Raw genomic sequence first — 23,663 nt, forward strand, 5'->3', positions numbered from 1 at the left:
TTCCCGATGGATCATCGGGTCGATCCTGCGGTGCTCACGGGGCGGTACGCGTCGGCAAGCGCTGCCTAACCCGGTGCCTACAGCCTCCCGGCAAGCTGCGCGCGGGACGTGATGCCGAGCTTGCGGAAGATGTTGCGCAGGTGCGCGTCGACCGTGCGCTTGCTGATGAACAGCTGACCCGCGACCTCCTTCGAGGTGGCGCCGGCCGACACCAGCCGCGCGACCGCGATCTCCTGCATGGTCAGGGTCTCGTGCGCCGGCGCGGACGGCCGGTCCGCGACCCGCTCCCCGGCGGCGCGCAGCTGCGCGGCGGCCCGGGCGGCGAAGGCGTCGGCCCCGGCCGCGGCCAGCGTCTCGTGCGCGGCGCGCAGCTGCGCCACCGCGTCCCCGCGCCGGCCGGCCTCCCGCAGCCACTCGCCGTAGAGCAGGTGGGCGCGCCCCCGGTACGGCACCAGCGGGCTCTCCGCCAGCCGCTCCACCGCCTCCCGGAAGTGCTCCTCCTCGCCGGTCACCAGCCCGCGGACGTAGGCGACGACGCCCGCGACCGGCCCGCCGCCGGCCGCCCGGGTGTGCTCGGCCAGCGCGTCCAGCGCCTGGGCGGCGAGGCCCGGCTCGTCGCCGCGGACCGCGGCCTCGACCAGCTCGGGCAGCACCGCGCCGGTGAGGAACAGCGCGCCGGGCGCGGTGGCCCGCCGGGCGGCGGCGAGCGCGGCCGGGTGGTCGCCGAGCCCGTTGTGCAGCAGCGCCGTGGCCCAGTGCAGGTTCGTGACGTACGCGGAGCCCTCGGCCGCCGCCCCGGCCAGCGCGCTCACCTCGCCGGCGCGGCCTCGGTGCGCGGCGAGCAGCAGCCGGTGGTACAGCACCGGGGAGCCGCCGGCGTCCGGGATCGCCTCCTCCTCCGCGGCCGCGGCGAGCGCCTGCCCGATGTCGCCGGTGAGCGTGGCGTTGTGGGCGCGCTGCGCGAGCCCGAGCCGGAGCATCGACGGCGAGCCGGACTCGCGGCCGGCGCGCACCAGCCACGCGGCGATCGTGTCCAGCGTGTCCAGGTCGAACAGCTCACTGGCGATCATGATGGCCAGCGCGGGACGGTGCGTCCACAGCGGGCGGCCGGCGTCGTGCAGGACGTCGTGCAGCACCGGGGCGGCGGCGCGGTGACCCTTGGCGGCCAGCAGGATCAGCGCGTCCAGCACGTCCGGCGTGCTCGGCGGCGGGGCCTCGGTCCGTACCGTGGCCATGATCTCCTCGACGACGCCACCGGCGCGCCCGACCAGCAGGCCCATCTCGACCGCGTCCAGGAAGCACTCGCGTGCCGCGTCCGGGTCGCGGGCGGACAGCCGCCGCGCCGCGCGCACCATCAGCGCCGGGCCGGAGTCGTCGCCGGGGCGGGTGAACGCGAGCCGGCCGTGCAGCATCTCCACGCGGGCCCGCTGCGTCTCGTCCAGCACCGCGGGGTCGACGCTGGTGAGCAGTTCCGCCGCGGTACGGAGGCCACCCGCGTCCAGGTGCGCGCGGGCCGCGTCCAGCGTGCGCTCGATCCGCCGGCCGGGGTCCAGGGACAGCGCGGCGGCGCGTTCGAGGAACGCGGCAGCGGCCGCGACCCCGCCGCGGGCCCGGGCGCGGACGGCACCGCGCTCCAACTCGGCCGCGACGTCGTCGTCCGGCGCGCCACCGGCCAGCGCACGGTGCCAGGCGCGCCGGTCCGGCGCCGTGACCGGGTCGGTCACCTCGGCCAGCGCGCCGTGCGCCGCGTGCAGCGTCTCCGGGTCCGCAGCCCGGTAGACCGCGGACCGCGCCAGCGGATGGCAGAAGCGCACGCGCGCGCCGAACTCGGCCAGCCCGGTGCCGGCCGCGTCCGGAGCCGCGGCGGAGACGTCCAGGCCGAGCGCGCCGGCCGCGGCCCAGAGCAGGGCCGGGTCGCCGGTCGGGTCCGCGCCGGCCAGGACGAGCAGCATGCGGGCGTCCGCGGACAGGCCGGTCAGCCGCGCGGCGAACTCGCGCTCCACCCGGGAGGGCGCCGAGGCGGCGCCGGGCGGCGCGAAGCCGCCGGCCCGGGGCAGGTGCAGCAGCGCCAGCGGGTTGCCGCGAGCCTCCGCGACCAGCCGGTCCCGGACGCGCTCGTCCAGCGGGAACGGGCTGCGCTCGGCCAGCAGGCCGCGGGCGTGCTCGTCGCTGAGCCCGCCGACGGTCAGCTCCGGCAACTCGTCCAGCTCGCCCGGCGCGGCGGACGGCCGCGCCGCGAACAGCACGACGACCGGGTCCGCGCCGAGCCGCCGGGCCAGGAACAGCATCGCCCGCGACGACGCCGCGTCCAGCCACTGGGCGTCGTCGACCCGGCACAGCAGCGGCCGCTCGCGGGCCGCCGCCGTCACCAGGTCCAGGATCGCCAGCCCGACGCGCAGCGCGTCCGGCTGGCCCGCGACCAGCCCGAACGCGACCTCCAGCGCCTCGCGGTGCCGCGCGGGCAGCTCGCCGAGGTGGCCCAGGATCGGCCGGCAGAGCTGGTGGAGCGCGGCGAACGGCAGCTCCTGCTCGAACTCGGACCCGGACGCGCGCAGCACGCCGAAGCCGTCCGCGATCTCCTCCGCGCGGTCCAGCAGCGCGGTCTTGCCGATGCCGGCCTCGCCGCGCAGCACCAGCGTGCCGCCCCGGCCCGCGCGGGCGCCGGTGATCAGCTCACCGACGCTCCGCAGCTCCTCTGATCTGCCGATGAGCAGACCCGATATCCGCATGCCCCGACGTTACACACCCGGGTTCAGCGCGATGATCCGCGAGATCAGGCCGCCGCCGGGGAAGTCCATCAGCACCATGCCCGCGCGCACCACCGGCGGGTGCACCTCCGGGCCCTCGTTCAGGTAGACCAGCAGGAACGGGTTCACGCCCTGGACGCCGAGCGCGCCGCCGGCGACCGCCTCCGGGGTGGCGAAGACGCTGGCCCCACTGGTGAAGTTCACGTACATCTTCGCCGGGTCGCCGGCACTGGTTCGGTCCAGGTGCCGGCGGACCTGGTCGCGCTTGGTGGCGATGGCGCCCACGTTCGGCACGGTGTACTCGTCCTGGACGTACGTGGACGAGCCGTCCCCCCACTCCGCCGTGAACTGGGACAGGCCGTACTGCCCGTACCGCCCGCCGAACGGGCCGTGCATGACGGCCAGCACCACCTTGCCGCGCACCGCGCCGAGCGTGGGCGTGGCCGCGGCGGCGGACCGGGTCACGGACGGCGCCCAGAACAGGCCGGGCCGCGCGTCCCGGTACCGGTCGAAGATGTCCGGGAACGCCAGCTGCCCGCTCGCGTCCGTGCACGAGCCGGTCTGGGCGGTGCACTCGTGCTTGAACCGCATGATCACGGTCTCGGTCGGGTGCGCGCTCAGGAAGGCGGACAGCACGGTCAGCACGTCGTCGAAGTTCGCGTTCTGGTACGTGGCGCCGTGGTGGATCGTGAACGTGTTGCCGCTGTTGATCCGCGCGCGCACGTCGATCACCCGGATGCCGGCGTCGAGCTGCGCGGTCAGCGTGGCGCCGCTGTTCCCGTGGTTCTCCTGCGTCTGCGTCCAGGTGCCGCCGTGGATGGAGAGCGTCTCGTGCGTACCCGGGATGGACATCGCGGCGATGCTGGTGGCGCCCGGCACGCGCGCCATCCAGTCCGGGTTGCTGGTGCTGCGCAACGTCCGGTAGGACGCGTCCGCGGCGGACGCGGCGCCCGGCGAGAGCAGCACGCCCGCGGCGGCGAGCACCGCCGCGGCACCGATGGTCAAGATCCGTCGCCTCATCTGCCGCCTCCGGGGGTGTGGGCGCGAGTACGGGTACACCGTGGACCGCCGGGGCACCGGGCACCAGATGCCGCATCAACGCAGAGGAATATCCCTCATGAACTCTTCCGGACCGTGAACAGGTCGCCCGGCTGGCAGTCGAGCGCCTGACAGAGCGCGGTCAGTGTGCTGAACCGGACGGCGCGGGCCCGCCCGTTCTTCAGGATCGACAGGTTCGCCAGCGTGATCCCGACCCGGTCGGCCAGTTCGGTGAGCGTCATGCCGCGCGCCGCGAGCAGCTCGTCGAGGTGCACGTCGATCCGGTGTTCCTCCTCCGGCGGCACCGCTCAGACCACCTCCTCGAGCTCGGCCCGCATCGCCGCGCCCCGGCGGAGCACCTCGCCGACCGCGACCAGACCGAAACCGAGCAGGAGCCACCACCAGCTGTACGACGCGGAGAGCGCCCAGCCGTCGTCGTAGACCAGCGTGGAGCCGAGCGCGCCCGCGACCGTCCTCAGCACGTCCGCGACCAGGCCGCCCACCAGCGTGCCGATGCCCAGCCGCCGCAGGCCGCGCGCCGGCCCGGCCGCGAACGGATCGGTACGCAGCGCCGTGCGCACGATCCGCCAGAGCGCCACGATGATCACCATGCCCAGCAGGTACGAGGGCACGCCCACCGCCACCGACGCGAACCGCTCGGCCCAGGTCGGATCCGCCACGGTCACGTCCATGGCGCCACCGTCGGACAGCGAGACCCGGGGCGGCAGCCCGGGATACGGCGGCGCGCCCGCGGTCTGGATCGTCAGCTCCACGGCGTCCGCGGTCACGGCCTGCGCCACCGTGCCGATGCCCGCGACGGCGCCCAGCACGGTGGCGACGGTGAGCGCGGTCCGCAGCTCACCCAGCCAGTCCCGATACCCGTCGATCATGTCCAGCCTCCCCGTCTTATCGAAAAACGATATCTCGATAATCGATAAGACAGCGACGCTTGTCAAGGCCCCGGGCACTTGGCCTCTGGCACCACCGAAGCCCGCCGGCCGATCACGCATCCAGACCCGGCCGCACCCGTCGTGCGGCCGGCACCCACCTCACGCATCGCCGCGACACGCCCGCCGGTCGTGCATCGCGGGCCGGCGATCCCGGTCGTGGATCGTCCCCGCAGCGGTCAGGTGACCAGCCACGGGGGCCGCGTGGTTCTCTGGTGCGCACACGGACACCGGCTCCGACCGGCGGACCGGAGCGGAGCGCCAGCGGAGTCGGAGGGGAGCCGGAGGTTTGCCCGCGGGAGCATGCGGGCCGAGCCGGGCCGGGAGCGGGAAAATCGGGGTCCGGGGTTGGCCCTCCCCGGGCCGGGCGCCGTACCCGCGGGCCGGACAACGGCGGAAGCGGGCTCTCAGTCCTGGCTGTTGACGCGGGCGCGGCCGACCGCGGGGCGGTTGACCGTGGCGCGGCCGGCGGGACGGCCGGCGGACCGGGGCGTGGTGCCGGCCGGGCGACGACTGAGCGGGGTGCCACCGGTAACCGCCGTAGCCGGAACGCGGGTGTCGGGCTCGGGCCGCGCCGCCGCGCTCCTCGGCGGGACCGGCGCGGCGGCCACGGTCTCCGGGGACTCGTCGGCGGAGTCGTCGAACTCGGGCTGGAGCTCCTCCGGCGACTCGCGGAACGGGCGGATCTCGCCGGTGAGCAGGCCGGCGTCGCGGGCGGCGGCGTGCCAGCGCAGGCTTTTCATGCCGGTGGTGGCGGCGGTGGCGGTCTCGACGATGCCGACCGCGAGCGCCGCCACCGCGACCGTGGCGGCGGGCAGGTGGCCGGAGAGCGCGCCGGCGCCGGCCGCCAGCGCGGCCGGGAGGTACACGGCCGCGCGCGCACCCACGCGGCTGCGCAGGCCCCGGCGGGTCGCGGTGGACACGTCCGCGGCCGCGATCAGCGCCAGCACGAGCGTGACCGCGATCGCGAGCGGCCGGTCCACGCCTACCAGACCGCGCAGCACCACCAGCGCGGTGGTCAGCGCGGTCGCGGTGGCGATCCGGGCGGGCAGCCGCCGGCCGCGGGTGGCCGCCCGCGGATCGGTGAGCAGGTCGGACACGCGGCAGAAGGCGACGCCGAGCAGCCACATGCCGACGAAGACGCCACCCCACAGGTGTACGGTCGCCGGCCAGAGCGCGATCACCAGCCCCAGCGTCGCGGACAGCCCGCCGAAACTGATCCCCAGCCACCAGGCGAGGAGTTCGCGGACCTGGCCCCCCAGGTAGGCGGCCTCGTGACGGGCGTGCGTGACCAGTTCGTGCGGCATATTCGGACCAACCTCCGTTTCGGTACGCGGGATACTGCTTCACCCGGGAGACCGGGCACACATCCGAGGCACGCATCAACCCTTCGACTGATCGCGGCACTCACTGTGCGGCTCACGGGCACACCGACCGTCGATTTACCATGGGTTGCCGGATTCCATGCAGGCGGGACGATGTGATGAACGACAGCAGTGACGAGGTTCTCGGCGCCATCGAGACCGAGATCGCGCTGCTCATGCGCATGGGCGAGGCCACCCGGCGGGCCACCCCGGTGGAGCCGCACCGTGCGCTCGACCGCGCCGCCTACGTGATCCTCCGGCAGCTCGACGAGGCCGGCCCCACGAACGTGTCCACGCTCGCCGCCCGCCTCAACCTGGACGGCTCCACCATCACCCGCCAGGTCACCGCCATGCAGCGCGACGGCCTGGTCACCCGCGCCCCCGACCCCGCCGACGGCCGCGGCACGCTCATCTCCCCCACCGCACACGGCCTGCACTGCGTGTCCGTGGTCCGCGCCGCCCGCCGCGAGATCTACGGCAAGATCCTCGCCGACTGGAACGCCGCCGACCGCGCCACGCTCGCCACGCTCATGCACCGCCTGAACGTGTCACTCTCCGCACACAAACCGACCGCGCGCAACTGAGCCCCGCCGCCCGTTTGTAGGATGCTGCTTGCGATGAGCGAGTCGGCCGGGCGGTCGCGTTGATGACTCCCCAGAGTCATCGCCGAGGAACGTCCGGACTCCACAGGGCAGGGTGGTTGCTAACGGCAACCCGGGGCGACCCGCGGGACAGTGCCACAGAAAACAGACCGCCGCCACACACCTGTCGTGGCGGTAAGGGTGAAACGGTGGGGTAAGAGCCCACCAGCACCCCGGGTGACCGGGGTGGCTCGGTAAACCCCACCCGGAGCAAGGCCAAAAAGGGCCCCCGCCGCAAGGCGGGGACCTGCGCAGGCGTTCGAGGGCTGCCCGCCCGAGCCTGCGGGTAGGCCGCTCGAGCCCGCCGGCAACGGCGGGCCTAGATGGATGACCGCCACCGGCGACAAACCTCGCCGGCCACAGAATCCGGCGTACAGGCCGGCTCGCTCATCGCCTTCCTGACCGCGTCGCCGCATCGGACCGCCGACGGAATCGGGGGTTTTCGCGCCATGATGTGAGAGCGAATCCGCATATCACGATGAGGAGATAATCGAGGAGAGAAGAGAATCGCGCCACGCGTTATCGGTGAATAACATGATTTCGCAATCGGCCCTCATACTCCATGCCGACTCTATTCGCAATCGCGAGAGATCCCATGCTCACGGGACCGGTCGCAGCCGTGATTACACGCGGGTTGAGCTGATTGAATGCAAGGGCGACGAGGATGCGAGCCGCATCGGCAGCATAGCTCTTGCCCCACTGGTCCGCTCGTATGGCATAACCGGAGTTTGGCCGCCTTCACACCGCCGGGCGCGAGGCGCACGAAGCCGATAACCCTATCTTCAGGCGCATCGCCGCGGTGAAATAGGAAGCGCCCGGGAAAGTCGGTCGCAAGGCCGCCTCCCTGTACGAGGAACACCGTCCGGGACGGACTCACGCCGCTGCCGGGGGAGATCCCAGGTTGACGTCTCCGTCGTTCCCACCCCCGGCGACGTCCCCGGGCCGCGTCGTGGACTGCCGGCCGGGCCGGATGCGAGCTGGATCACTGGTCAGAACCTACGACTCACCAGTGGTCTGCTGGTCTGACCGTCATCAAGACGAACTGAGCTGGCAAAACGGACTCCGGCGGACATCGCCGACACGGCCGGCCGGCAGCCCAAGACTGGTTGAACGGTCAAACTTATCGTTGACAAGTAAATCTGTCGGAGGAAGGCTCTGATCGAAGCGGATCACTCGGACGCTTGAAGGGACAATGATGCGCACCAACATCAAGAAGGTCGCCGCCGGTCTTGCCGCGGTCCTGACCACGACGCTGGCCGTGATGCTGCCGGGGTCACCCGCACAGGCCGGCGAGCCGTTCAAGAACCCCGACGTGGGCCTCGTCTTCTACTCGTCCAACCCGCTCGAGGTGGTCGGCCGCCAGGCAGCCCCGGACGACCTGTGCCGCCCGATCCCGGCCAAGGCGACGTGGACGATCGACTGGAACAACGCGTTCCCGAACGGCGTCGTCGGCTACACCAACGCCGACTGCAGCGGCGAGTCTCGGTACTACATCGACACGTTCCACAGCTGGCCGGAGAACTACCTGCTGTCCTACAAGTCGCTCTGACCGCGAACGCCGGTGGTCGCCCGCGGACGACCACCGGCGTCGCAGCGGGATCGCTGGCCTGCTGCCCAGCGCCGACCGAGGTCTCGCACCGGTTTCCGGGGGACGTCGAGTGTGGCGGGATGGGCGGTCACGCAGAGCCGCTCGGCGGCTCCGCGCCCGCCAGAGCCTGGACCGAAGTGGGAGGCCGGGCTGCGGCGCGGCCCAGGCGCCGCCGGGCCGCACGTCGCGGAAGCCCACATACAACACCGGTATGCGGCGGTGCCAGCCGATCCAGAAACGGCCTGCGAAGTTGGTCGAGGCGCTTCCGGGCCGGCGACGACCGTTCGGGTACTCGGAGCGCCAAGCGCCGTCGTTCGTGAGAAGAGGGCCGCGGCTGCGGGACCAGGAGCGGGACGAGCGCCTCACGTTCTGCTTCTCGGGCGGGCCGGAAGAGAGCCGGTGAGGGCGAGCGGGGCGAGGCCCGCGCCGATGGCGAGAGCGGCCACCGGGAGCAGCGCGGGAACCGCGGTGAGGCCGAGGCAGCCGGCGAGGACCGCGTATGGGGACCAGGTGGGCAGGTGCGAAGGGCGGGCGGCGGCGAGCAGCGCGACCAGCGTCACCAGGCCGAGCTGGAACAGCAACGCGGCGAGCAGCGGCCACGGCTCGGGAATCGCCGGGCCGGTGGCGGTGGTCAGGCCGAGGGAGGCGGCGCCGAGCACGGTGGCCGCGGTCGCCGTCGTGGCGAGGGTGTGGCGGGGTGGGTGCGGGGAGTCGGCCAGCGGGCGGAGGAGCGTCGCCAGCAGCGCGAACAGCAGCATGGAGAGCAGGAACGCCGCGCGGGCGCCGTCGAGCCGGTGGAGGAGGCCGTACGTGAGGAGCAACAGCGGGGCTCCGACGGCGCAGAGACGCGTCATGGGAGGAAGCGTGCGCCCGGGGCGGGCCGATGCTCATCGGGGTTCTTCCCCTAGAGGACCCGTAAATCGGTGGCCACGGGTGCGAGGATGGTGACGATGATTGATCAGATCGCGGTCACGGGCGGCCCCTACGGCATCACGGTCGATGTGGACGGATACGTGTGGACCACGTTGATCCACAGTGGTCAGGTGGCGCGCGTGTCGCCGGCGGACGGCGCCGTGACGGTGCACGATCTCGGCGCGCCGGAGAGCGGCCCGGCGGTGATCGTGCCGGGCGTGGACGGCGGCGTCTGGTTCACCCGCTCACGCGATCACCGGATCGGGCGGATCACGAGGGACGGGGAGATCTCGGCGACCGAGCTGAGCGGCGAGACCGGCCCCTTCGGCATCACGACCGCGCCCGGCGGAGCGCTCTGGTTCACCGAGATGACCGGCAACTCCGTCGCGCGACGAGACCCCGACGGCAATGTCACCCGCTTTCCCCTCCCGGAGGCCGGCGCCTTCCCCTCGATGATCGCCACCGGCGCCGACGACACTCTCTGGTGCACGCTGAACAGCGCCAACGCGCTGGCTCGCGTGACCCTCGACGGCACCGTCACCGTGCATCCCCTCCCCTCCCCGAACGCCGGCCCGGTCGGCATCGCCTGCGACTCCGAGGGCGCGGTCTGGTTCGCCGAGCTCTTGGCGGGCCGGATCGGCCGGCGTGCCGCGGACGGCACGATCACCGAGTTTCCCCTCCCCGACCCCCGGGCCAAGCCGCACGCGATCGTGGCCGATCCGGCGGGCGGGGTCTGGTTCACCGCGTGGGCCGCGAACCGCATCGGTCACGTCACGCCGGCCGGCGACGTCCGCCACTGGGACCTGCCGACGCCGGACTCCGAGCCGCACGGCATCGCGCTCGCCCCGGACGGCACCGTGTGGGCCGCCCTGGAGAAGGACGCGGTGGCACGCCTGAGACCGTGAAACCGCCGCAGGCGACCCGCAGGGCGAAACCGGCGCGCTGAGGAGCTTGAGCGCTCACGCCGACGATGGGGCCGCGGCATCGAGGAATAACGGTGGCGGCGCTTTCCCACCGCCGCAACCGCCTTGCAACTTCCGCGCGACGCGACGATTTCGTAACCGCTTGTCGGTCTTTCGGGGGTCGCCCGCTTAATGCTCACCCGCTACGTTGACACCTACTAGTCCCGGTTTGCCGCGCCGGGAAGCGCCGTTCGTGAGATCGGAAAGGCGGTCGGATGGGGCGTTCAGGCCGCGTACCTCGTACCCGTGGACTGGCGGGGCAGCAGCGGCCGGAGGCCGGTCTGCCGGCCGTAGAGCCCGAGCGCGTCCACCAGCATCGCCTGTACGGCGTAGGAGTCCGGCAGGCGCCACTGCACCTCCTCGGGCGCGACGGCCCAGCGCACCGCTCCCTCCGGCAGCCGGGTCGGCGGCGCGGGGATCCACGAGCCCGGGCCGTGCCGCACCACGTCCAGCGACTCGTCCAGCTCGGGCCGCAGCGGATCGCCGGGCGCGACCAGCAGCATCCATCGCGCGGTGGGCGTGACCGCGATCGGGCCGCGCACCTGACCGCGCCCCGGGCCGACCACGCCGGCCAGCAGCCGGGCCGCGCCCAGCACCCGCAGGCCCAGGTGCGCGGGCACCTCCAGCACGTCGAACGCGTGGCCGGTGGCGAGCAGCACGGAGTGCGGCCGGGACCGCCACCACGCCGCCACCCGGTCCGTGTCGGCGGTGGCCGCGCGCTCCCAGGATTCCTCGGCCGGGTGACACGCGATCGTGGGACATCCCGGCCGACCGCAGGCGAACCGCCCGCCGGTCAGGCACGCGCCGGGCAGCACCGGCCAGTCGTGGTCGGCGTACCGCAACGCGGCCCGGCGCAGGCGCGGGCGGCGCAGCACGCCGGCCATGTCGGACAGGCTCGTCGGAACGAATGGTGGTCGGGCGCTCCACCGCATGGCTAGAAACCCCCCAGGTCAGCGACTCTTCCGGATTCCAGGGTGATCAAGCCGTCACCCCGCGCACTCGACTTCGTTATCGAGTGTCGTACCGGTTGCAACTTGCATCTGAAGTTACGAACCGCCGTAGCTCGGCGAGCACACTCGCTGTGCGACCGGCACCGAACAAGTGACCCACCGGCACCGGAAATTCAAAGACGTTTTTCTCCGCTCGGGGTGCCGCCATATCGAGCACGCACGAACGTTCCTCCATCCGCGTATCGGGGGCGCCCGAATCGGAGCGCTGGTGGAGAAGCGTTCAGGAGCAATGGGGAGGGCCAGTGGACGAGCTGCCGATCGGACGCCGGGTGGCGTACTGGAGGGGCCGACGCAAGATGTCCCAGCAGGTCTTCGCGGACCGGCTGGGCAAGTCCAAGAGCTGGGTGGACAAGGTCGAGCGCGGGGTGCGCCGCCTCGACAAGTTCTCCGTCATCTACGAGATCGCCGACGTGCTGCAGGTCGACGTGCAGTTGCTGCTCGGCAAGGACCCGGAGCGCCGGCCGGACACGGTGAACTGCATCGACCAGGTCGAGGTCGAGGAGATCCGCTCCGCGCTGGAACGGTACAACCAGATCAGCGCGTTCTTCACGGCCACGCCGCAGGCGCCGCCGCTGCCGGAGATGCGCAAGGCGGTCAGCCACGCGTGGCTGACGTTCCAGCACGCGAAGTACGGCGTGCTGGCCCGCGCGCTGCCCAAGCTGCTCCGCGACGGGCAGGCGCTGGACACGTCCACGCCGGACCCGGACCGCCCGGAGGCCGCCCACCTGCTCGGGCAGGTCTACCAGATCGCCTCCTCCACGCTGCGCAAGCTGGGCGAGCACGAGCTGTCCTGGCTCGCGGCCGACCGGTCCATCGCGGTCTGCCAGCGCGCCGACGATCAACTGCTGGCCGGCGTCGCGACGTACCGGGTGGGCAGCTCGCTGCTGGCGCTCGGCCGCGCCCGGCCGGCGCTGGAGATCCACGTCAACGTCGCCAACCAGATCGCGCCGGCCGGCGACACCGACAGCACGCCGGAGCGACTCAGCGTGTACGGCATGCTGCTGCTCCAGGGCGGCATGGCCGCGGCCCGGCTGGGTGACACCGCCACCGTCCACGATCTGATGAACGAGGCCACCCGCGTCGCCGAGCACGTCGGCGGCGACGCGAACCACTACTGGACCTCGTTCGGCCCCACCAACGTGCAATTGCACCGCGCAGCCGCCCTGGTCGAGCTGGGTGACGGCCGGATGGCGGTCGAGACCCACGACCGGATCAACCAGACCGGCGGGTTCGACGCACTGTTGCCGGAACGCAGGGCGCATCATTACCTTGACCTCGCGCGCGGGTATTCGCAGATGGGCGAGATGGACAAGGCGGGAGAGATGCTGCTCGAGGGTGACCGGCTCGCACCGTCGGAGATCCGCTGCCGGCCGATCGCGCACGCGGTCATCTCGGATGTGCTCCGTCGCACCCGCGGTACGCCGTCTCCGGCCATCGCCGAGTTGGCTGAGCACATGGGAGTTGGCGTATGAAGGTGTACCGACCATGATCGGCGGCGGCGCATCGCGCGTGCTCTACGTCGTGGCCTGCGGTTCTCCGGTCGCCCGCAAGGTGGACGTGCTGGTGGACCTGGCGCGGGCCGACGGCTGGGACGTCTGCGTGATCACGACGCCGGACGGGCGCAAGTTCGTCGACGTGCCGGCGCTGACCACCCGGACCGGGCACCCGGTGCGCACCACCTACAAGAACCCGGGCGACGCGGACGTGCTGCCGGCCCCGGACGCGATCATCGTCGCGCCGGCCACGGTCAACACGATCAACAAGTGGGCGGCCGGCATCGCCGACACGCTCGCGCTCGGGCTGCTGGTGGAGGCGTACGGCAAGGGACTGCCGATCGTCGCCATGCCGTACACGAACGAGGCCATGGCGGCGCATCCCGCGTTCCGGGAGAACATCGAGCGGCTGCGGTCCTGGGGGGTGAGCGTGCTGTTCGGCGACGACGTCGTGGAGCTGCACCCGCCGGGCACCGGCGACCGCTACGTCGACCGGTTCCCGTGGGCGCTGACGCTGGACGTGCTGCGCGTCCGACTCCCCACGGACGGCAGCCTGGCCTGACCCGGCCGATAGAGTTCTGGCCGTGACCCCCAGCGAGCAGACGACCGTCGGCCGGTTGGTGGACGCGCTCGAGGCGCGCTACCAGCCGGCCTGGGCGGAGCAGTGGGACCGCGTCGGCCTGGTGCTCGGCGAGCCGGACGCGGTCGTGCGCCGCGTGCTGTGCGTGGTCGACGTGGTGGACGAGACCGTCGACGAGGCCTTCGAGGCCGGCGCGGACCTGATCGTGGCGCACCATCCGCTGCTGCTCAAGGGCGTGTCGTCGGTGGCGCCGACCACGTCCAAGGGCCGGATCGTGCACCGCCTGATCAGGGGCGGCATCGCGCTGTTCACCGCGCACACCAACGCCGACGCGGCCAGCCCCGGCGTCTCCGACGCGCTCGCCGCCCGGCTGGACCTGCGCGACCTCCGCCCGCTCGCCCCGCACCCGGCCGGCCCGGAGCTCGGCATCGGCCGGGTGGGCACGCTGCCGTCGCCGCGCACGCTGCGCGAGTTCGCCGCGTTCGCCGCGGCCCGGCTGCCCGCCACCACCTGGGGGGTACGCGCGGCCGGCGACCCGGATCGGATGATCCGCACGGTCGCGGTCTGCGGCGGTGCGGGAGACTCGTTCCTGCCGCAGGCGGCCGCCGCCGGGGCCGATGCATACTTGACCTCCGATCTACGGCACCACACGGCCGGTGAGCACCTGGCGAGCGGCGGGCCCGCGTTGCTGGACGCCGCGCACTGGGCCACCGAGCGCCCCTGGTGCGACGACGTGGCGGCCTGGCTGCGCGCCGGGCACCCGGTCGAGGTGATCGTCTCGGACCTGGACACCGATCCCTGGACGCTGCACGCGGCGTCCCCGCTCTCGTCAGAACTGAAGAAGGAGTCCTCGTCGTGAAGGCCGCGCCGCAAGCCCAACGCCGTCTGCTGGATCTGCAGGCGATCGACACGTCCCTGGCCCAGCTCGCGCACCGGCGCAAGACGCTCCCGGAGTACGCGGAGCTGGACACGCTGGCCCGCAACCTCTCCGCGCTGGAGGATGAGCGGGTGCGCGCCCAGGTCACGGTGGACGACCTGGACCGCGACATCGCCCGGCTGGAGCGGGACGTCGAGCAGGTCCGCGCGCGCCGGGAGAAGGACGACAACCGGCTGGCCGCCGGCACCGGCCCGGCCCGCGAGCTGGAGGCGCTGCAGCACGAGGTGGCCAGCCTGACCCGCCGGCAGAGCGAGCTGGAGGACCAGGAGCTCGAGCTGATGGAGCAGCGGGAGACCGCGCAGGCCACGCTGGACGAGATCGCCGGCCGGCAGCAGGCCGCGCGCGATGCCCGCGCCGCCGCCGAGGCCCGCCGTGACGCCGCACTGGCCGAGATCGCCAAGGAGGAGGAGTTCAAGGCGAAGTCGCGGACCCCGCTGGCCGCGGACCTCCCCGGCGACCTGGTCGCGCTCTACGACCGGCTGCGCGAGGCGAACGCCGGGCTCGGCGCCGCGCTGTTCCGGGCCGGTCGCTGCGGCGGCTGCCGCCTGGAGCTGTACGGACAGGAGCTGCACCGGGTCAAGGCCGCGCCGGCCGACGAGGTGGTGCGCTGCGAGGAGTGCGGGCGGATCATGGTCCGTACCGCGGAGTCCGGCCTGTGAGCCTGCGCGTCATCGTCGAGGCGGACGGCGGCTCGCGCGGCAACCCCGGCCCGGCCGGGTACGGCGCCGTGGTCATCGAGGCCGCCACCGGCCAGGTGCTGGCCGAGCGCTTCGACTCGGTCGGCGTCACCACGAACAACGTGGCCGAGTACTCGGGCCTGATCGCGGGCCTGGAGGCGGCGGCCGAGCTGGGCGCGTCCGCGGTGGACGTGCGGATGGACTCCAAGCTGGTGGTCGAGCAGATGTCCGGCCGCTGGCAGATCAAGAACCCGGGGCTGCGCCCACTCGCCGCCACCGCGGCCCAGCTGATCAAGAAGTTCGACGAGGTGGGCTTCACCTGGATCCCGCGCGAGCGGAACAAGGCCGCGGACGCGCTGGCGAACAAGGCGATGGACGGCGGCCGCAGCGTCTCGCCGCAGCCGGTCGCCGACGTGGCCACCGCCGCCCCCTCGGCCAAGGACCTGGCCCGGCGGATCGCGGCCGACGCGGCCGGGCCGGCCCGGGTGACGGTCACGCCGCCGGCGTCCTGGGCGCCGCCGGCGATGACCGCGGCGACCCGGATGATCCTGGTCCGGCACGGCGAGACCGGGATGACCGCGGAGAAGCGCTACTCCGGGCGCGGTGACGTGCCGCTCTCCGCGCACGGGCTGACGCAGGCGGAGGCGGCCGCGCGCCGGGTGGCCGCGCTCGCGCCGGACCTGGCCGCGGTGGTCACCTCGCCGCTGTCCCGCTGCGCCGCCACGGCCGCGGAGATCGCGCGCGCGGCCGGGGGCGTACCGGTGGAGACCGAGGCCGGCCTGATCGAGTGCGACTTCGGCGAGTGGGAGGGCCGCACGTTCGCGGAGGTACGCGAGCGCTGGCCGGCCGAGATGCAGCGCTGGCTAGAGTCGACCGCGGTGGCGCCGCCCGGGGGCGAGTCGTTCAAGGCGGTCGCGAAGCGGATCCGGGGCGCGCGGGCCGCGATCACGGCCGCGCACGAGGGCACCACGATCGCGGTGGTCAGCCACGTGTCGCCGATCAAGCTGCTGCTCCAGGACGCGCTGGCCGCGTCCGACGCGTTCCTGCACCGGCTCTTCCTGGAACCGGCCGGCATCTCCATCGTGGACACCTGGCCGGACGGCAACGTCGCGGTCCGCACGGTCAACGACACCGCGCACCTGGCGTAGCGCCGCCGATTGACGCGCCCCGGGAATCCCACGGGGCGCGATTCGGCGCACCGTTGAACGGTTTCGACCGCGGTCGATAGCCGCCCGGCGCACGATCACGACCGCTCGCCGATCTGTGAGGTGAGTCACTCCCAAGCCGTAATCTTCCCGTGGGTAGTCTCCCCGCGCCCGAGCGTGATCGTTGCACCGGGAGGCGGCGCGCTCCCGTCGCCTCCTGACGTACGCCATCTCCAGGAGGTAGCTATCCATGGCCGAGCCACCGAGCACCACGCCGCCGCCCGACCCGGAGACCGCGGACATCTCGGACACCGAGGCCGCGGCGTCCGCGCCGGCGCAGGCCCGCAGCGACCGCAGCCCGTGGAACTGGCTGCTGATCGTGCCGATCGTGGTGCCGCTGACCACGCCACTGTTCAACCACGACAATCCGCGCCTGCTGGGATTCCCGACGTTCTACTGGTTGCAGCTGGCGTTCATCATCCTCGGCGTCACCACCACCACGGTGGTCTACCGGATGACCGGGCGGGGTGAGCGTCGATGAGCGACCACATCGTCGAGATCGTCGTCTTCACCGCACTGTTCCTGCTGGTCAGCGTGATGGGATTCGTCGCGGCCCGGTGGCGGGCGCCGCAGGACCTCAACCACCTGGACGAGTGGGGCCTCGGCGGCCGCAACTTCGGCGGATGGATCACCTGGTTCCTGGTCGGCGGCGACCTCTACACCGCGTACACGTTCGTGGCGGTGCCGGCGCTGCTGTTCGGCGCGGGCGCGGCCGGGTTCTTCGCGGTGCCGTACACGATCATCGTGTACCCGATGGTGTTCCTGGTCCTGGTCCGGCTCTGGTCGGTGTCGCACCGGCACGGCTTCGTCACGCCGGCCGACTTCGTGCGCGCCCGGTTCGGCTCGCCGACGCTCGCGCTGCTGGTCGCGATCACCGGCATCGCGGCGACCATGCCCTACATCGCGCTCCAGTTGGTCGGCATCGAGGCGGTGCTGAAGACCATGGGCGTGACCGGTGACTCCGCGCTGGCCCGGCACGCGCCGATCATAGTGGCGTTCGCGATCCTGGCCGCCTACACCTATCAGTCCGGCCTGCGCGCGCCCGCGCTGATCGCGTTCGTCAAGGACACCCTGATCTACATCGTGATCCTGGTGGCCGTGATCTACCTGCCCGCCAAGCTCGGCGGCTGGAACTCCATCTTCGACGCGGCCGAGGCGAAATTCGCCGCGTCCCCCGCACCGAACGACGGGATCACGCTCAACGTCAACAACCAGCTGCAGTACATCACGCTGGCGCTCGGCTCGGCGATGGCGCTGTTCCTCTACCCGCACTCGATCACCGGCGTGCTGGCCAGCCGCGACCGCGGCGTGATCAAGCGGAACATGTCCGCGCTCCCCGCGTACAGCCTGCTGCTCGGCCTGATAGCGCTGCTGGGTTTCATGGCGATCGCGGCCGGCGTGAAACCGCTGCCCGGCGCGCGCGAGGGCACGGTGGACAGCAACACGGTCGTGCCGCTGCTGTTCGACCAGCAGTTCCCGGCCTGGTTCGCCGGCGTCGCGTTCGCCGCCGTCGGCATCGGCGCGCTGGTCCCCGCGGCCATCATGTCGATCGCCGCGGCGAACCTGTTCACCCGCAACATCTACAAGGAGTACCTGCGCAAGGACGCGACGCCCGCGCAGGAGGCGAACGTCTCGAAGATCACCTCGCTGGTGGTCAAGGTCGGCGCCGTCGCCTGCATCGTCTTCCTGGACCCGCAGTTCTCCATCGACCTGCAGCTGATCGGCGGCGTGATCATCCTGCAGACGCTGCCCGCGGTCGCGCTCGGCCTCTACACGCGCTGGCTGCACCGCGGCGCGCTGGTCGCGGGCTGGGTCGCCGGCATGGGCCTCGGCATGTGGATGCTCTACCAGATCCCCAACGCCGCCACCGGCCGCGCCCACTTCGGGGGCTCCGCGTTCCCGCTGTCCAAGTTCGGCTTCGACACCACCATGACGATCTACGTCGGCCTGGTCGCGGTCGCGCTCAACGTCCTGGTCGCGGTGATCGCCACGCTCATCCTCCGCTCCATGAACGTGGCCGAGGGCGAGGACGGCACCACCCGCGAGGACTACTTCGCGGACGCCACCACCGCCGCTCCCACCACCCCGGCCGGCTCCACCCCCGCGGCCCCGACCACCACCACGTAGCACTGTCCCCCGCCGCCGCCGGAACAACGGCGGCGGCGGGACGATCCGGATTTTCCCGCTCCCGGCGACCCCGGCCCCGCATGCTCCCGCGGGCAAACCTCGCGGCGCCTCCGCCGCCGCTCCGGCGCCGCATCGGAGCCGGTCCCGCCGCTGCTCACCCCAACCCCGCGGCGCCCGCCGCACTCGCGGCGGGTGCCGCGCGCCGGGGGTCAGCGGGTGGTCGGGGTGATGGTGGGGAGGCAGGCGACGAGGTCGTAGGCGGTGGCGACCGGGAGGTCCTGATAGGTGTCGAGGACGCGGCTGCGGTCGGCGGGCAGGGAGCGGACGTCCGCCAGCACCGGGGCGTCCGCGGCGAGCAGGGCCTCGATGCTGCCCTCCGCCGGGGGTTCCAGGTCCACCGGGACGACCTCGACACCCTCCGGGGCGGTGGCGGAGCGGCGGCGGGCCGGGACGCGGCCGGCGGCGGTGGTCAGCGCGATCACCACCAGGTCGTCGCCCAGGTCGGCGGCGAGGTGGCTGCCGAGGGTGGGCAGTTCGAGACCGGCGGTGGGCAGCGGCACGCGGGTCAGGTGCGAGTTCGCGGCACCGATGACCAGGCGTTCGCCCCGGGCGAGCAGCATGCGGGCGGTCTCGGCCATGGCGGTGTCGCGCGCGTTCACGGCCAGCTCCGCCGTGGCGCCGGCGGCGGCCCGGGCCTGTGCCCGCACCTGCGCGTCGAGCAGCACGGCGAGGCGCAGCTCGTGCCGGGCGGTCTCGCACGCGTCGCGGCCGGCCGCGCGCACGTGCAGCGGGCGCAGCGCGTCCAGGCGCGCGGCCAGGTCCGCCAGCCGGACGGTCAGCGCGTCCCGGTCCGCCGCGGGCAGCGCCAGGTAGGCGGCGAACGCCGGCATCGTGTGCGGCCCGGCCCAGCGCGCGGCGAGCTCGCGCACCGAGTCCACCGCGTCCCGGGTTCCCGCGTCCGCCACGGCCGCGGCGAACCGGGCGAGGCCGTCCAGCGCGGGCAGCATCGAGGCGAGGTCGCCGGGCAGGTCCAGCCCGGTGTAGCGGACCGTGCCGTGCGCGCGCAGCCAGGCGAACATCCGCCGGGTCTCCGGCGCGGTGCCGAACCGGTACGTCAGCCCGCCCGCCGGGAACTCCCCCGCCCCGCCCGCGACCCAGGCCGCCAGCGCCAGGCCCTCGCTGAAGCCGGACTCCTGTGCGTACCCGGTGAAGCCCATCCGCTCGACCAGGAACCGCAGCAGCCGGTGCCGCAGGAGTTGGTACTCCCGCACGTAGTGCGCGGACTCGCCGATCCCGACCACGCGCGCGCCGCCGATCAGCCCGCGCAGCGGTTCCAGGTCGTCGAGCGGGGCGTCCGGGTCCACTGTGCGCAGTGTGAGTCTCACGACCGCGCAGGATACCGCTCGGTCGCGGGCAGCACGGGCGCGCGCTCCGGGCGGATGCCGACGCCGACCACGCGCGCCGGGATGCCGCGCAGCACCGGGAAACGGTCCAGCAGGCGGAACGGCAGCGGCGCGTCGACCGGCCGCTCCGTGCGCAGCAGCGGTGCCAGCACGCCACGCTGCATGATCCGCTGCGCGCGCTGGGTCACCCGGGTCGGCAGCATGCGGCGGCGCTGCACCGCGGCCAGGTCCGCCTCGGTCAGCCGGCCCGCGCGCAGCGCCGGGGTGAGCAGCCGGGCCGCCGCCACCGCGTCCTGGATCGCCAGGTTGATGCCGACGCCGCCGATCGGGGACATGGCGTGCGCGGCGTCGCCGATCAGCAGCGCGCCCGGCACGTGCCAGCGGCGCAACCGGTCGACCTGGACGGTCAGCATGCGCACGTCGTCGAACGAGGTGATCTCCCCGACCCGGTCGGCGAGCCGCGGGAAGAGCGAGACCACCCGGGCGCGGAACGCGTCCAGCCCCTGCGCGACCACGGCGTCGTAGCCGCCCTTGGGGATCAGGTACGCGATCTGCCAGTAGCTGCCCCGGTCCAGCGAGATCAGCGCGCCGCCCGCGCCGACCAGGCCCTGAATGCCCTCCGGGTCCTGCTCGGTGCGCGACAGGCGGAACCACAGCACGTCCATCGGCGCGCCGAACTCCACCGGGGTCAGGCCGAGCTCCCACCGCACCCGCGATGATCGCCCGTCGCAGGCCACGGTCAGTGCGGCGCGGACGGTGAGCGACCGCCCGTCCGGGCCGTGCGCCCGCACGCCGCGCACGGTGCCGTCCGGGTCGCGGAGCAGCGCGGTCATCTCGGTCTCGCGCAGCAGCGTGAACGTGTCGTGGCGGGCCGCCTCCGTGGCCAGCATCTCCAGGAAGTCCCACTGCGGCACGAACATCAGGTACGGCGGCCAGCCGCGCAGCCGGCTGAAGTCGCCGATCCGGCGGGTGCCGTCCGCGAACGTGAGCGTGACGTAGCGGACCTTGCGGTGCGGCAGCTCCTCGGCGCGGCGCGCGAGGCCCAGCTCGCCGATCAGCGCCAGCGTGGACGGGTGGACGGTGTCGCCGCGGAAGTCGCGCAGGAAGTCGGCGTGCTTCTCCAGCACCACCGTGCGCACCCCGGCGCGGGCGAGCAGCAGGCCCAGCATCAGGCCCGCGGGCCCGCCGCCGACGACGCAGACCTCAGTGTTGATCTCATCGGTGCGGTTCATAGCGCACCTCCAATCTCATCGACTGTTGAATTATGGCACACGGCGACCGCCCGCGGATGTCGAACGCACGACATCCGAAACCAGCATGAAATCAAGGTTTATCGATCATCTGGGCGGATAACCCGAGGTCCTGGCGCCTCGACCGCCACCGGGGTGAACATTCCTTAAGGGTTTTCCCTTGCCGGGGCCGCCGACGACCGGCCCACGGACCTCCCGAGCGATGTTTTCCCTGCTCAGAGCCCTCATATCGTCCAGTACCTCATGCGGGAAATAGGCCTTGTGACGGACATTGACCGATGGGAGTCTTTCCGCATCTGGGGCATTGAACTCTGCTGATTCGAGTGGAATGTCCGCTGCCGATCCGTACCCCCACGGAGGACCACGTGAGATCCACAAGCTCCTCGATCCGGCGCTCCGCGACCATCATCGCGGCGCCCGCCATCCTCGTCGGCGCTCTCATCGCCCCCACCAACGCCCAGGCCGCCCCCACGCTCATGACCGAGGCCCACGCGGGCGCGGCCATGGCGCTCAGCACCGAACTCGGCGCCACCCGCACCGCGGGCGCCTACTTCGACGCGGACACCAACCGCATGGTCGTCACCGTCACCGACGCGACCGCCGCCCGCGCGGTGCGCGCCGAGGGCGCGGTCGCCGAGACCGTGACCTTCAGCAACGCGCAGCTCGACGCCGTGATCGCGGACCTCAACACCACCCCGATCGCCGGTACGGCGTGGGGCACCGACGTCATGGCGAACCAGGTCGTGGTCTCCGTCGACAACACGGTCAGCGACGCCGACGTGGCGATCATCAAGGCCAAGGTGGAGAAGGCCGGCGCCGCGGCCCGCCTCGAGTTCACCGGCAAGCTCTCCACCACGATCACCGGTGGCGACGCGATCTACGCCGGCGGCAGCCGCTGCTCGCTCGGCTTCAACGCGCGGTCCGGCTCCACGTACTACTTCGTGACCGCCGGCCACTGCACCAACATCGCGTCGACGTGGACCAACGGCTCCACGACGCTCGGCACCCGTACCGTGAGCAGCTTCCCGGGCAACGACTACGGCATCGTCCGGTACACGAACACCAGCATCGCGCACCCGAGCGCGGTCGGCAGCCAGACGATCTCCTCCGCGGCCACCCCGGCCGTCGGCACCCAGGTCACCCGCCGCGGCAGCACCACCGGCACCCGCTCCGGCCAGGTGACCGCGCTCAACACCACGGTCAACTACGCCGAGGGCTCGGTCTCCGGCATGATCCGGACCACGGTCTGCGCCCAGCCGGGTGACTCCGGCGGCCCGCTGTACCGCGGCTCGGTCGCCTACGGCATCACCTCCGGCGGCTCCGGCAACTGCACCAGCGGCGGCGTCACCTACTTCCAGCCGGTCACCGAGGCGCTCTCGCGTGGCGGCCTGACGGTGGGCGGCTTCTAGCCCCGATCCATCGCACCCCGGCCGAGCCGCTGGATCCCCGCACGGGTCCAGCGGCTCGGTGTTCCGGTCGTGCTCCCCGGGCGTGCGCGGATCAGGCCGCGACGATCGAGGGCTTGGCCGGGAAGAGGTCGTCGAAGACCTGGCCGCGGTCGAACGTCATCGCGTGCGCCCGCGCCCGGACCTCGAGATCACGGCGCTCCTCGGCGGACATCCGGAGCACCACGCGGTCGACGGCCGCCGCGATCCCGGGCACGTCGCCGGCCTCGATGATCACCGCGGCGTCGCCGACCGCCTCACCCGTACCGCCGGTGAGTGCCGTGATTATCGGCCCGCCACCGGCCAGCCCCTTCTCCGCCAGCGCGATGCCGAACGTCTCCACGAAGTCCGGCTCCGGCTTGGTCGGCAGCACGTACGCCGCGCAGCCGTTCATCAGCAGCGGCTTCTCGTCGTCGTCCACGTCGGTCAGGAAGACGATGTTCTCGTCCTCCTTGGCCATCGCCCGCACGTGCTCCAGCGCCGGCCCGGTGCCCGCGACGACCAGCTTGACCCGGTCCCGGCAGGCCATCTGGCCGTACGCCATGACCAGGTCGTAGATGCCCTTGGCGCGCGCCACGCGGGACAGGAACAGCACGTAGCCGTCGCGCTCCAGGCCGCGGCGGGCCAGCGCGGCGTCCACCGCGGCCGGGTCCAGATCCAGGTAGGCGGACGAGTCGATCGGCGGGTAGCTGACCGTGACGCGGCGGCGGCACTCCTCCGCGAAACGCGTGCCGACGGCCGCGTCCACCTCCTCGGCCGAGGCGATGATCTCGTCCCGCGTGTAGTCGGAGACGGCGACCACCTCGTCGCTGGCCAGGAACTGGGTGAGCAGCACGGTGGCGGCGCCGAACCGGCCCTCGCGCAGGCAGTTGCGGATCACGTTGGTGACGTCCGAGCCGACCGCCTTCGCCACCGTGTAGACGTCCGGCGTGAACCCGGCCGCCCGCACCGCGGTGACCGCGTCGTTGACCACCTGCGTGTGCGGCACCAGGTACATGGACAGCACCGTGGTCGGCACCGGCTCGGTGAGCAGCTCGACCAGCCGGCCGGTGAGCCCGGCCAGGTGGCGGCCGTCCGGCACGCGGTAGTCGCCGACCGGCTCCGGGCGCTCGACCGTGATGCCCTCGCTGTACGGCAGCAGCCGGTCCAGCGGCTTCAGCGGCAGGCCGGCCGCCTGCAACGTCGGGATGGGCCAGGTCAGCAGGCGCACGTCGTCGTACCCGCGGGTCAGCGCGACCTCGGCCAGGTTGCGCGCCTCACCCGAATGGCCGCAGATGACCGGATCGGCCCGGACCACGATCACGAGACGGCGACGGGGGTATTTCATGGTCTTTCCT

The 23,663-nt window shown here is 72.8% G+C and carries 21 protein-coding genes, 1 other RNA gene and 1 pseudogene; 12 read left to right on the forward strand and 11 right to left on the reverse strand.

Annotation, left to right across the window (positions count from 1 at the left end):
- Positions 1 to 77: 77 nt before the first annotated feature.
- The 5 genes from J2S41_RS25540 to J2S41_RS25560 form a co-directional block, all read right to left on the reverse strand.
- On the reverse strand, positions 78 to 2,729 hold the full coding sequence (locus J2S41_RS25540; RefSeq protein ID WP_310371203.1) for an AAA family ATPase: 2,652 nt from the start codon (positions 2,727 to 2,729) through the stop codon (positions 78 to 80).
- A gap of 9 nt (positions 2,730 to 2,738) precedes the next feature.
- Positions 2,739 to 3,767 (reverse strand): phosphatidylinositol-specific phospholipase C, encoded by a 1,029-nt coding sequence (locus J2S41_RS25545; RefSeq protein ID WP_310371204.1) that lies wholly within the window; start codon positions 3,765 to 3,767, stop codon positions 2,739 to 2,741.
- A gap of 95 nt (positions 3,768 to 3,862) precedes the next feature.
- On the reverse strand, positions 3,863 to 4,090 hold the full coding sequence (locus J2S41_RS25550; protein ID WP_310371206.1) for a helix-turn-helix domain-containing protein: 228 nt from the start codon (positions 4,088 to 4,090) through the stop codon (positions 3,863 to 3,865).
- A gap of 3 nt (positions 4,091 to 4,093) precedes the next feature.
- Positions 4,094 to 4,675, reverse strand: coding sequence for a DUF2975 domain-containing protein (locus tag J2S41_RS25555; RefSeq protein WP_310371207.1), 582 nt, complete (start codon positions 4,673 to 4,675; stop codon positions 4,094 to 4,096).
- Between the two features lie 464 nt (positions 4,676 to 5,139).
- Entirely contained in the window at positions 5,140 to 6,039 is a 900-nt protein-coding gene (locus tag J2S41_RS25560) for a hypothetical protein (protein WP_310371209.1), read from the reverse strand.
- A 176-nt stretch (positions 6,040 to 6,215) separates the two neighbouring features.
- On the opposite strand from J2S41_RS25560, the gene J2S41_RS25565 reads away from it, so the two are divergent.
- Both J2S41_RS25565 and rnpB read left to right on the forward strand, forming a co-directional pair.
- Positions 6,216 to 6,680: a MarR family winged helix-turn-helix transcriptional regulator gene (locus J2S41_RS25565; protein WP_310371210.1), complete on the forward strand. Its 465-nt coding sequence runs from the start codon at positions 6,216 to 6,218 to the stop codon at positions 6,678 to 6,680.
- A 38-nt stretch (positions 6,681 to 6,718) separates the two neighbouring features.
- An RNA gene (gene rnpB, locus J2S41_RS25570) (RNase P RNA component class A) lies at positions 6,719 to 7,127 on the forward strand.
- Positions 7,128 to 7,256: 129 nt separating this feature from the next.
- Here the strand turns inward: rnpB and J2S41_RS39935 are convergent.
- Positions 7,257 to 7,457, reverse strand: a pseudogene (locus J2S41_RS39935) (GNAT family N-acetyltransferase); the annotation flags it as partial.
- Between the two features lie 472 nt (positions 7,458 to 7,929).
- On the opposite strand from J2S41_RS39935, the gene J2S41_RS25575 reads away from it, so the two are divergent.
- Entirely contained in the window at positions 7,930 to 8,286 is a 357-nt protein-coding gene (locus tag J2S41_RS25575) for a hypothetical protein (RefSeq protein ID WP_310371212.1), read from the forward strand.
- A gap of 401 nt (positions 8,287 to 8,687) precedes the next feature.
- On the opposite strand, the gene J2S41_RS25580 is transcribed toward J2S41_RS25575, so the two are convergent.
- Positions 8,688 to 9,179, reverse strand: a complete 492-nt coding sequence (locus J2S41_RS25580) for a hypothetical protein (protein ID WP_310371214.1) — start codon at positions 9,177 to 9,179, stop codon at positions 8,688 to 8,690.
- Between the two features lie 96 nt (positions 9,180 to 9,275).
- On the opposite strand from J2S41_RS25580, the gene J2S41_RS25585 reads away from it, so the two are divergent.
- Positions 9,276 to 10,142 (forward strand): Vgb family protein, encoded by an 867-nt coding sequence (locus J2S41_RS25585; RefSeq protein ID WP_310371215.1) that lies wholly within the window; start codon positions 9,276 to 9,278, stop codon positions 10,140 to 10,142.
- 281 nt (positions 10,143 to 10,423) lie between these two features.
- Here the strand turns inward: J2S41_RS25585 and J2S41_RS25590 are convergent, their stop codons facing one another.
- Positions 10,424 to 11,083, reverse strand: a complete 660-nt coding sequence (locus J2S41_RS25590) for a bifunctional DNA primase/polymerase (RefSeq protein WP_310371218.1) — start codon at positions 11,081 to 11,083, stop codon at positions 10,424 to 10,426.
- 368 nt (positions 11,084 to 11,451) lie between these two features.
- Here J2S41_RS25590 and J2S41_RS25595 point away from each other — a divergent pair, with 368 nt between their 5' ends.
- From J2S41_RS25595 to mctP, 7 genes are all read left to right on the forward strand, one after another.
- Complete coding sequence (locus J2S41_RS25595) at positions 11,452 to 12,681, forward strand: helix-turn-helix domain-containing protein (RefSeq protein WP_310371219.1); 1,230 nt, start codon at positions 11,452 to 11,454, stop codon at positions 12,679 to 12,681.
- A 13-nt stretch (positions 12,682 to 12,694) separates the two neighbouring features.
- Positions 12,695 to 13,264 (forward strand): flavoprotein, encoded by a 570-nt coding sequence (locus tag J2S41_RS25600; protein WP_310371221.1) that lies wholly within the window; start codon positions 12,695 to 12,697, stop codon positions 13,262 to 13,264.
- A 22-nt stretch (positions 13,265 to 13,286) separates the two neighbouring features.
- Entirely contained in the window at positions 13,287 to 14,141 is an 855-nt protein-coding gene (locus J2S41_RS25605; protein ID WP_374728164.1) for a Nif3-like dinuclear metal center hexameric protein, read from the forward strand.
- The gene (locus J2S41_RS25610; RefSeq protein ID WP_310371223.1) at positions 14,138 to 14,878 is read left to right on the forward strand and encodes a zinc ribbon domain-containing protein; all 741 of its coding nucleotides are present in this window, start codon (positions 14,138 to 14,140) and stop codon (positions 14,876 to 14,878) included. Before J2S41_RS25605 ends, J2S41_RS25610 begins: the two co-directional genes overlap by 4 nt.
- On the forward strand, positions 14,875 to 16,044 hold the full coding sequence (locus J2S41_RS25615) for a bifunctional RNase H/acid phosphatase (protein ID WP_310371225.1): 1,170 nt from the start codon (positions 14,875 to 14,877) through the stop codon (positions 16,042 to 16,044). Before J2S41_RS25610 ends, J2S41_RS25615 begins: the two co-directional genes overlap by 4 nt.
- A gap of 247 nt (positions 16,045 to 16,291) precedes the next feature.
- Positions 16,292 to 16,582 (forward strand): DUF3311 domain-containing protein, encoded by a 291-nt coding sequence (locus J2S41_RS25620; protein ID WP_310371227.1) that lies wholly within the window; start codon positions 16,292 to 16,294, stop codon positions 16,580 to 16,582.
- Positions 16,579 to 18,228: a monocarboxylate uptake permease MctP gene (gene mctP, locus J2S41_RS25625; RefSeq protein ID WP_310371229.1), complete on the forward strand. Its 1,650-nt coding sequence runs from the start codon at positions 16,579 to 16,581 to the stop codon at positions 18,226 to 18,228. Before J2S41_RS25620 ends, mctP begins: the two co-directional genes overlap by 4 nt.
- A 209-nt stretch (positions 18,229 to 18,437) precedes the next feature.
- Here mctP and J2S41_RS25630 read toward each other — a convergent pair whose 3' ends face one another.
- Together J2S41_RS25630 and J2S41_RS25635 are read right to left on the reverse strand one after the other, a co-directional pair.
- On the reverse strand, positions 18,438 to 19,613 hold the full coding sequence (locus J2S41_RS25630) for an erythromycin esterase family protein (RefSeq protein ID WP_310371231.1): 1,176 nt from the start codon (positions 19,611 to 19,613) through the stop codon (positions 18,438 to 18,440).
- Positions 19,610 to 20,845, reverse strand: a complete 1,236-nt coding sequence (locus J2S41_RS25635; RefSeq protein ID WP_310376534.1) for an FAD-dependent oxidoreductase — start codon at positions 20,843 to 20,845, stop codon at positions 19,610 to 19,612. The genes J2S41_RS25630 and J2S41_RS25635 overlap by 4 nt, the downstream gene beginning before the upstream one ends.
- A 401-nt stretch (positions 20,846 to 21,246) precedes the next feature.
- Here J2S41_RS25635 and J2S41_RS25640 point away from each other — a divergent pair, with 401 nt between their 5' ends.
- Complete coding sequence (locus tag J2S41_RS25640; protein WP_310371233.1) at positions 21,247 to 22,290, forward strand: S1 family peptidase; 1,044 nt, start codon at positions 21,247 to 21,249, stop codon at positions 22,288 to 22,290.
- Between the two features lie 91 nt (positions 22,291 to 22,381).
- Here J2S41_RS25640 and J2S41_RS25645 read toward each other — a convergent pair whose 3' ends face one another.
- Entirely contained in the window at positions 22,382 to 23,653 is a 1,272-nt protein-coding gene (locus tag J2S41_RS25645) for a glycosyltransferase (protein ID WP_310371234.1), read from the reverse strand.
- Positions 23,654 to 23,663 lie beyond the last annotated feature (10 nt).

This window comes from Catenuloplanes atrovinosus, from assembly GCF_031458235.1.
Lineage (GTDB): Bacteria > Actinomycetota > Actinomycetes > Mycobacteriales > Micromonosporaceae > Catenuloplanes > Catenuloplanes atrovinosus.

What these genes read in the sequence shown, in the direction of transcription:
- J2S41_RS25645 (WP_310371234.1), bottom strand. Translation starts at nt 23,653, where the DNA reads ATGAAATACCCCCGTCGCCGTCTCGTGATCGTGGTCCGGGCCGATCCG.
- J2S41_RS25590 (WP_310371218.1), bottom strand. Translation starts at nt 11,083, where the DNA reads ATGGCCGGCGTGCTGCGCCGCCCGCGCCTGCGCCGGGCCGCGTTGCGG.
- J2S41_RS25600 (WP_310371221.1), top strand. Translation starts at nt 12,695, where the DNA reads ATGATCGGCGGCGGCGCATCGCGCGTGCTCTACGTCGTGGCCTGCGGT.
- J2S41_RS25585 (WP_310371215.1), top strand. Translation starts at nt 9,276, where the DNA reads ATGATTGATCAGATCGCGGTCACGGGCGGCCCCTACGGCATCACGGTC.
- J2S41_RS25540 (WP_310371203.1), bottom strand. Translation starts at nt 2,729, where the DNA reads ATGCGGATATCGGGTCTGCTCATCGGCAGATCAGAGGAGCTGCGGAGC.
- J2S41_RS25555 (WP_310371207.1), bottom strand. Translation starts at nt 4,675, where the DNA reads ATGATCGACGGGTATCGGGACTGGCTGGGTGAGCTGCGGACCGCGCTC.
- J2S41_RS25580 (WP_310371214.1), bottom strand. Translation starts at nt 9,179, where the DNA reads ATGACGCGTCTCTGCGCCGTCGGAGCCCCGCTGTTGCTCCTCACGTAC.
- J2S41_RS25620 (WP_310371227.1), top strand. Translation starts at nt 16,292, where the DNA reads ATGGCCGAGCCACCGAGCACCACGCCGCCGCCCGACCCGGAGACCGCG.
- J2S41_RS25575 (WP_310371212.1), top strand. Translation starts at nt 7,930, where the DNA reads ATGATGCGCACCAACATCAAGAAGGTCGCCGCCGGTCTTGCCGCGGTC.
- J2S41_RS25545 (WP_310371204.1), bottom strand. Translation starts at nt 3,767, where the DNA reads ATGAGGCGACGGATCTTGACCATCGGTGCCGCGGCGGTGCTCGCCGCC.
- J2S41_RS25565 (WP_310371210.1), top strand. Translation starts at nt 6,216, where the DNA reads ATGAACGACAGCAGTGACGAGGTTCTCGGCGCCATCGAGACCGAGATC.
- J2S41_RS25560 (WP_310371209.1), bottom strand. Translation starts at nt 6,039, where the DNA reads ATGCCGCACGAACTGGTCACGCACGCCCGTCACGAGGCCGCCTACCTG.
- mctP (WP_310371229.1), top strand. Translation starts at nt 16,579, where the DNA reads ATGAGCGACCACATCGTCGAGATCGTCGTCTTCACCGCACTGTTCCTG.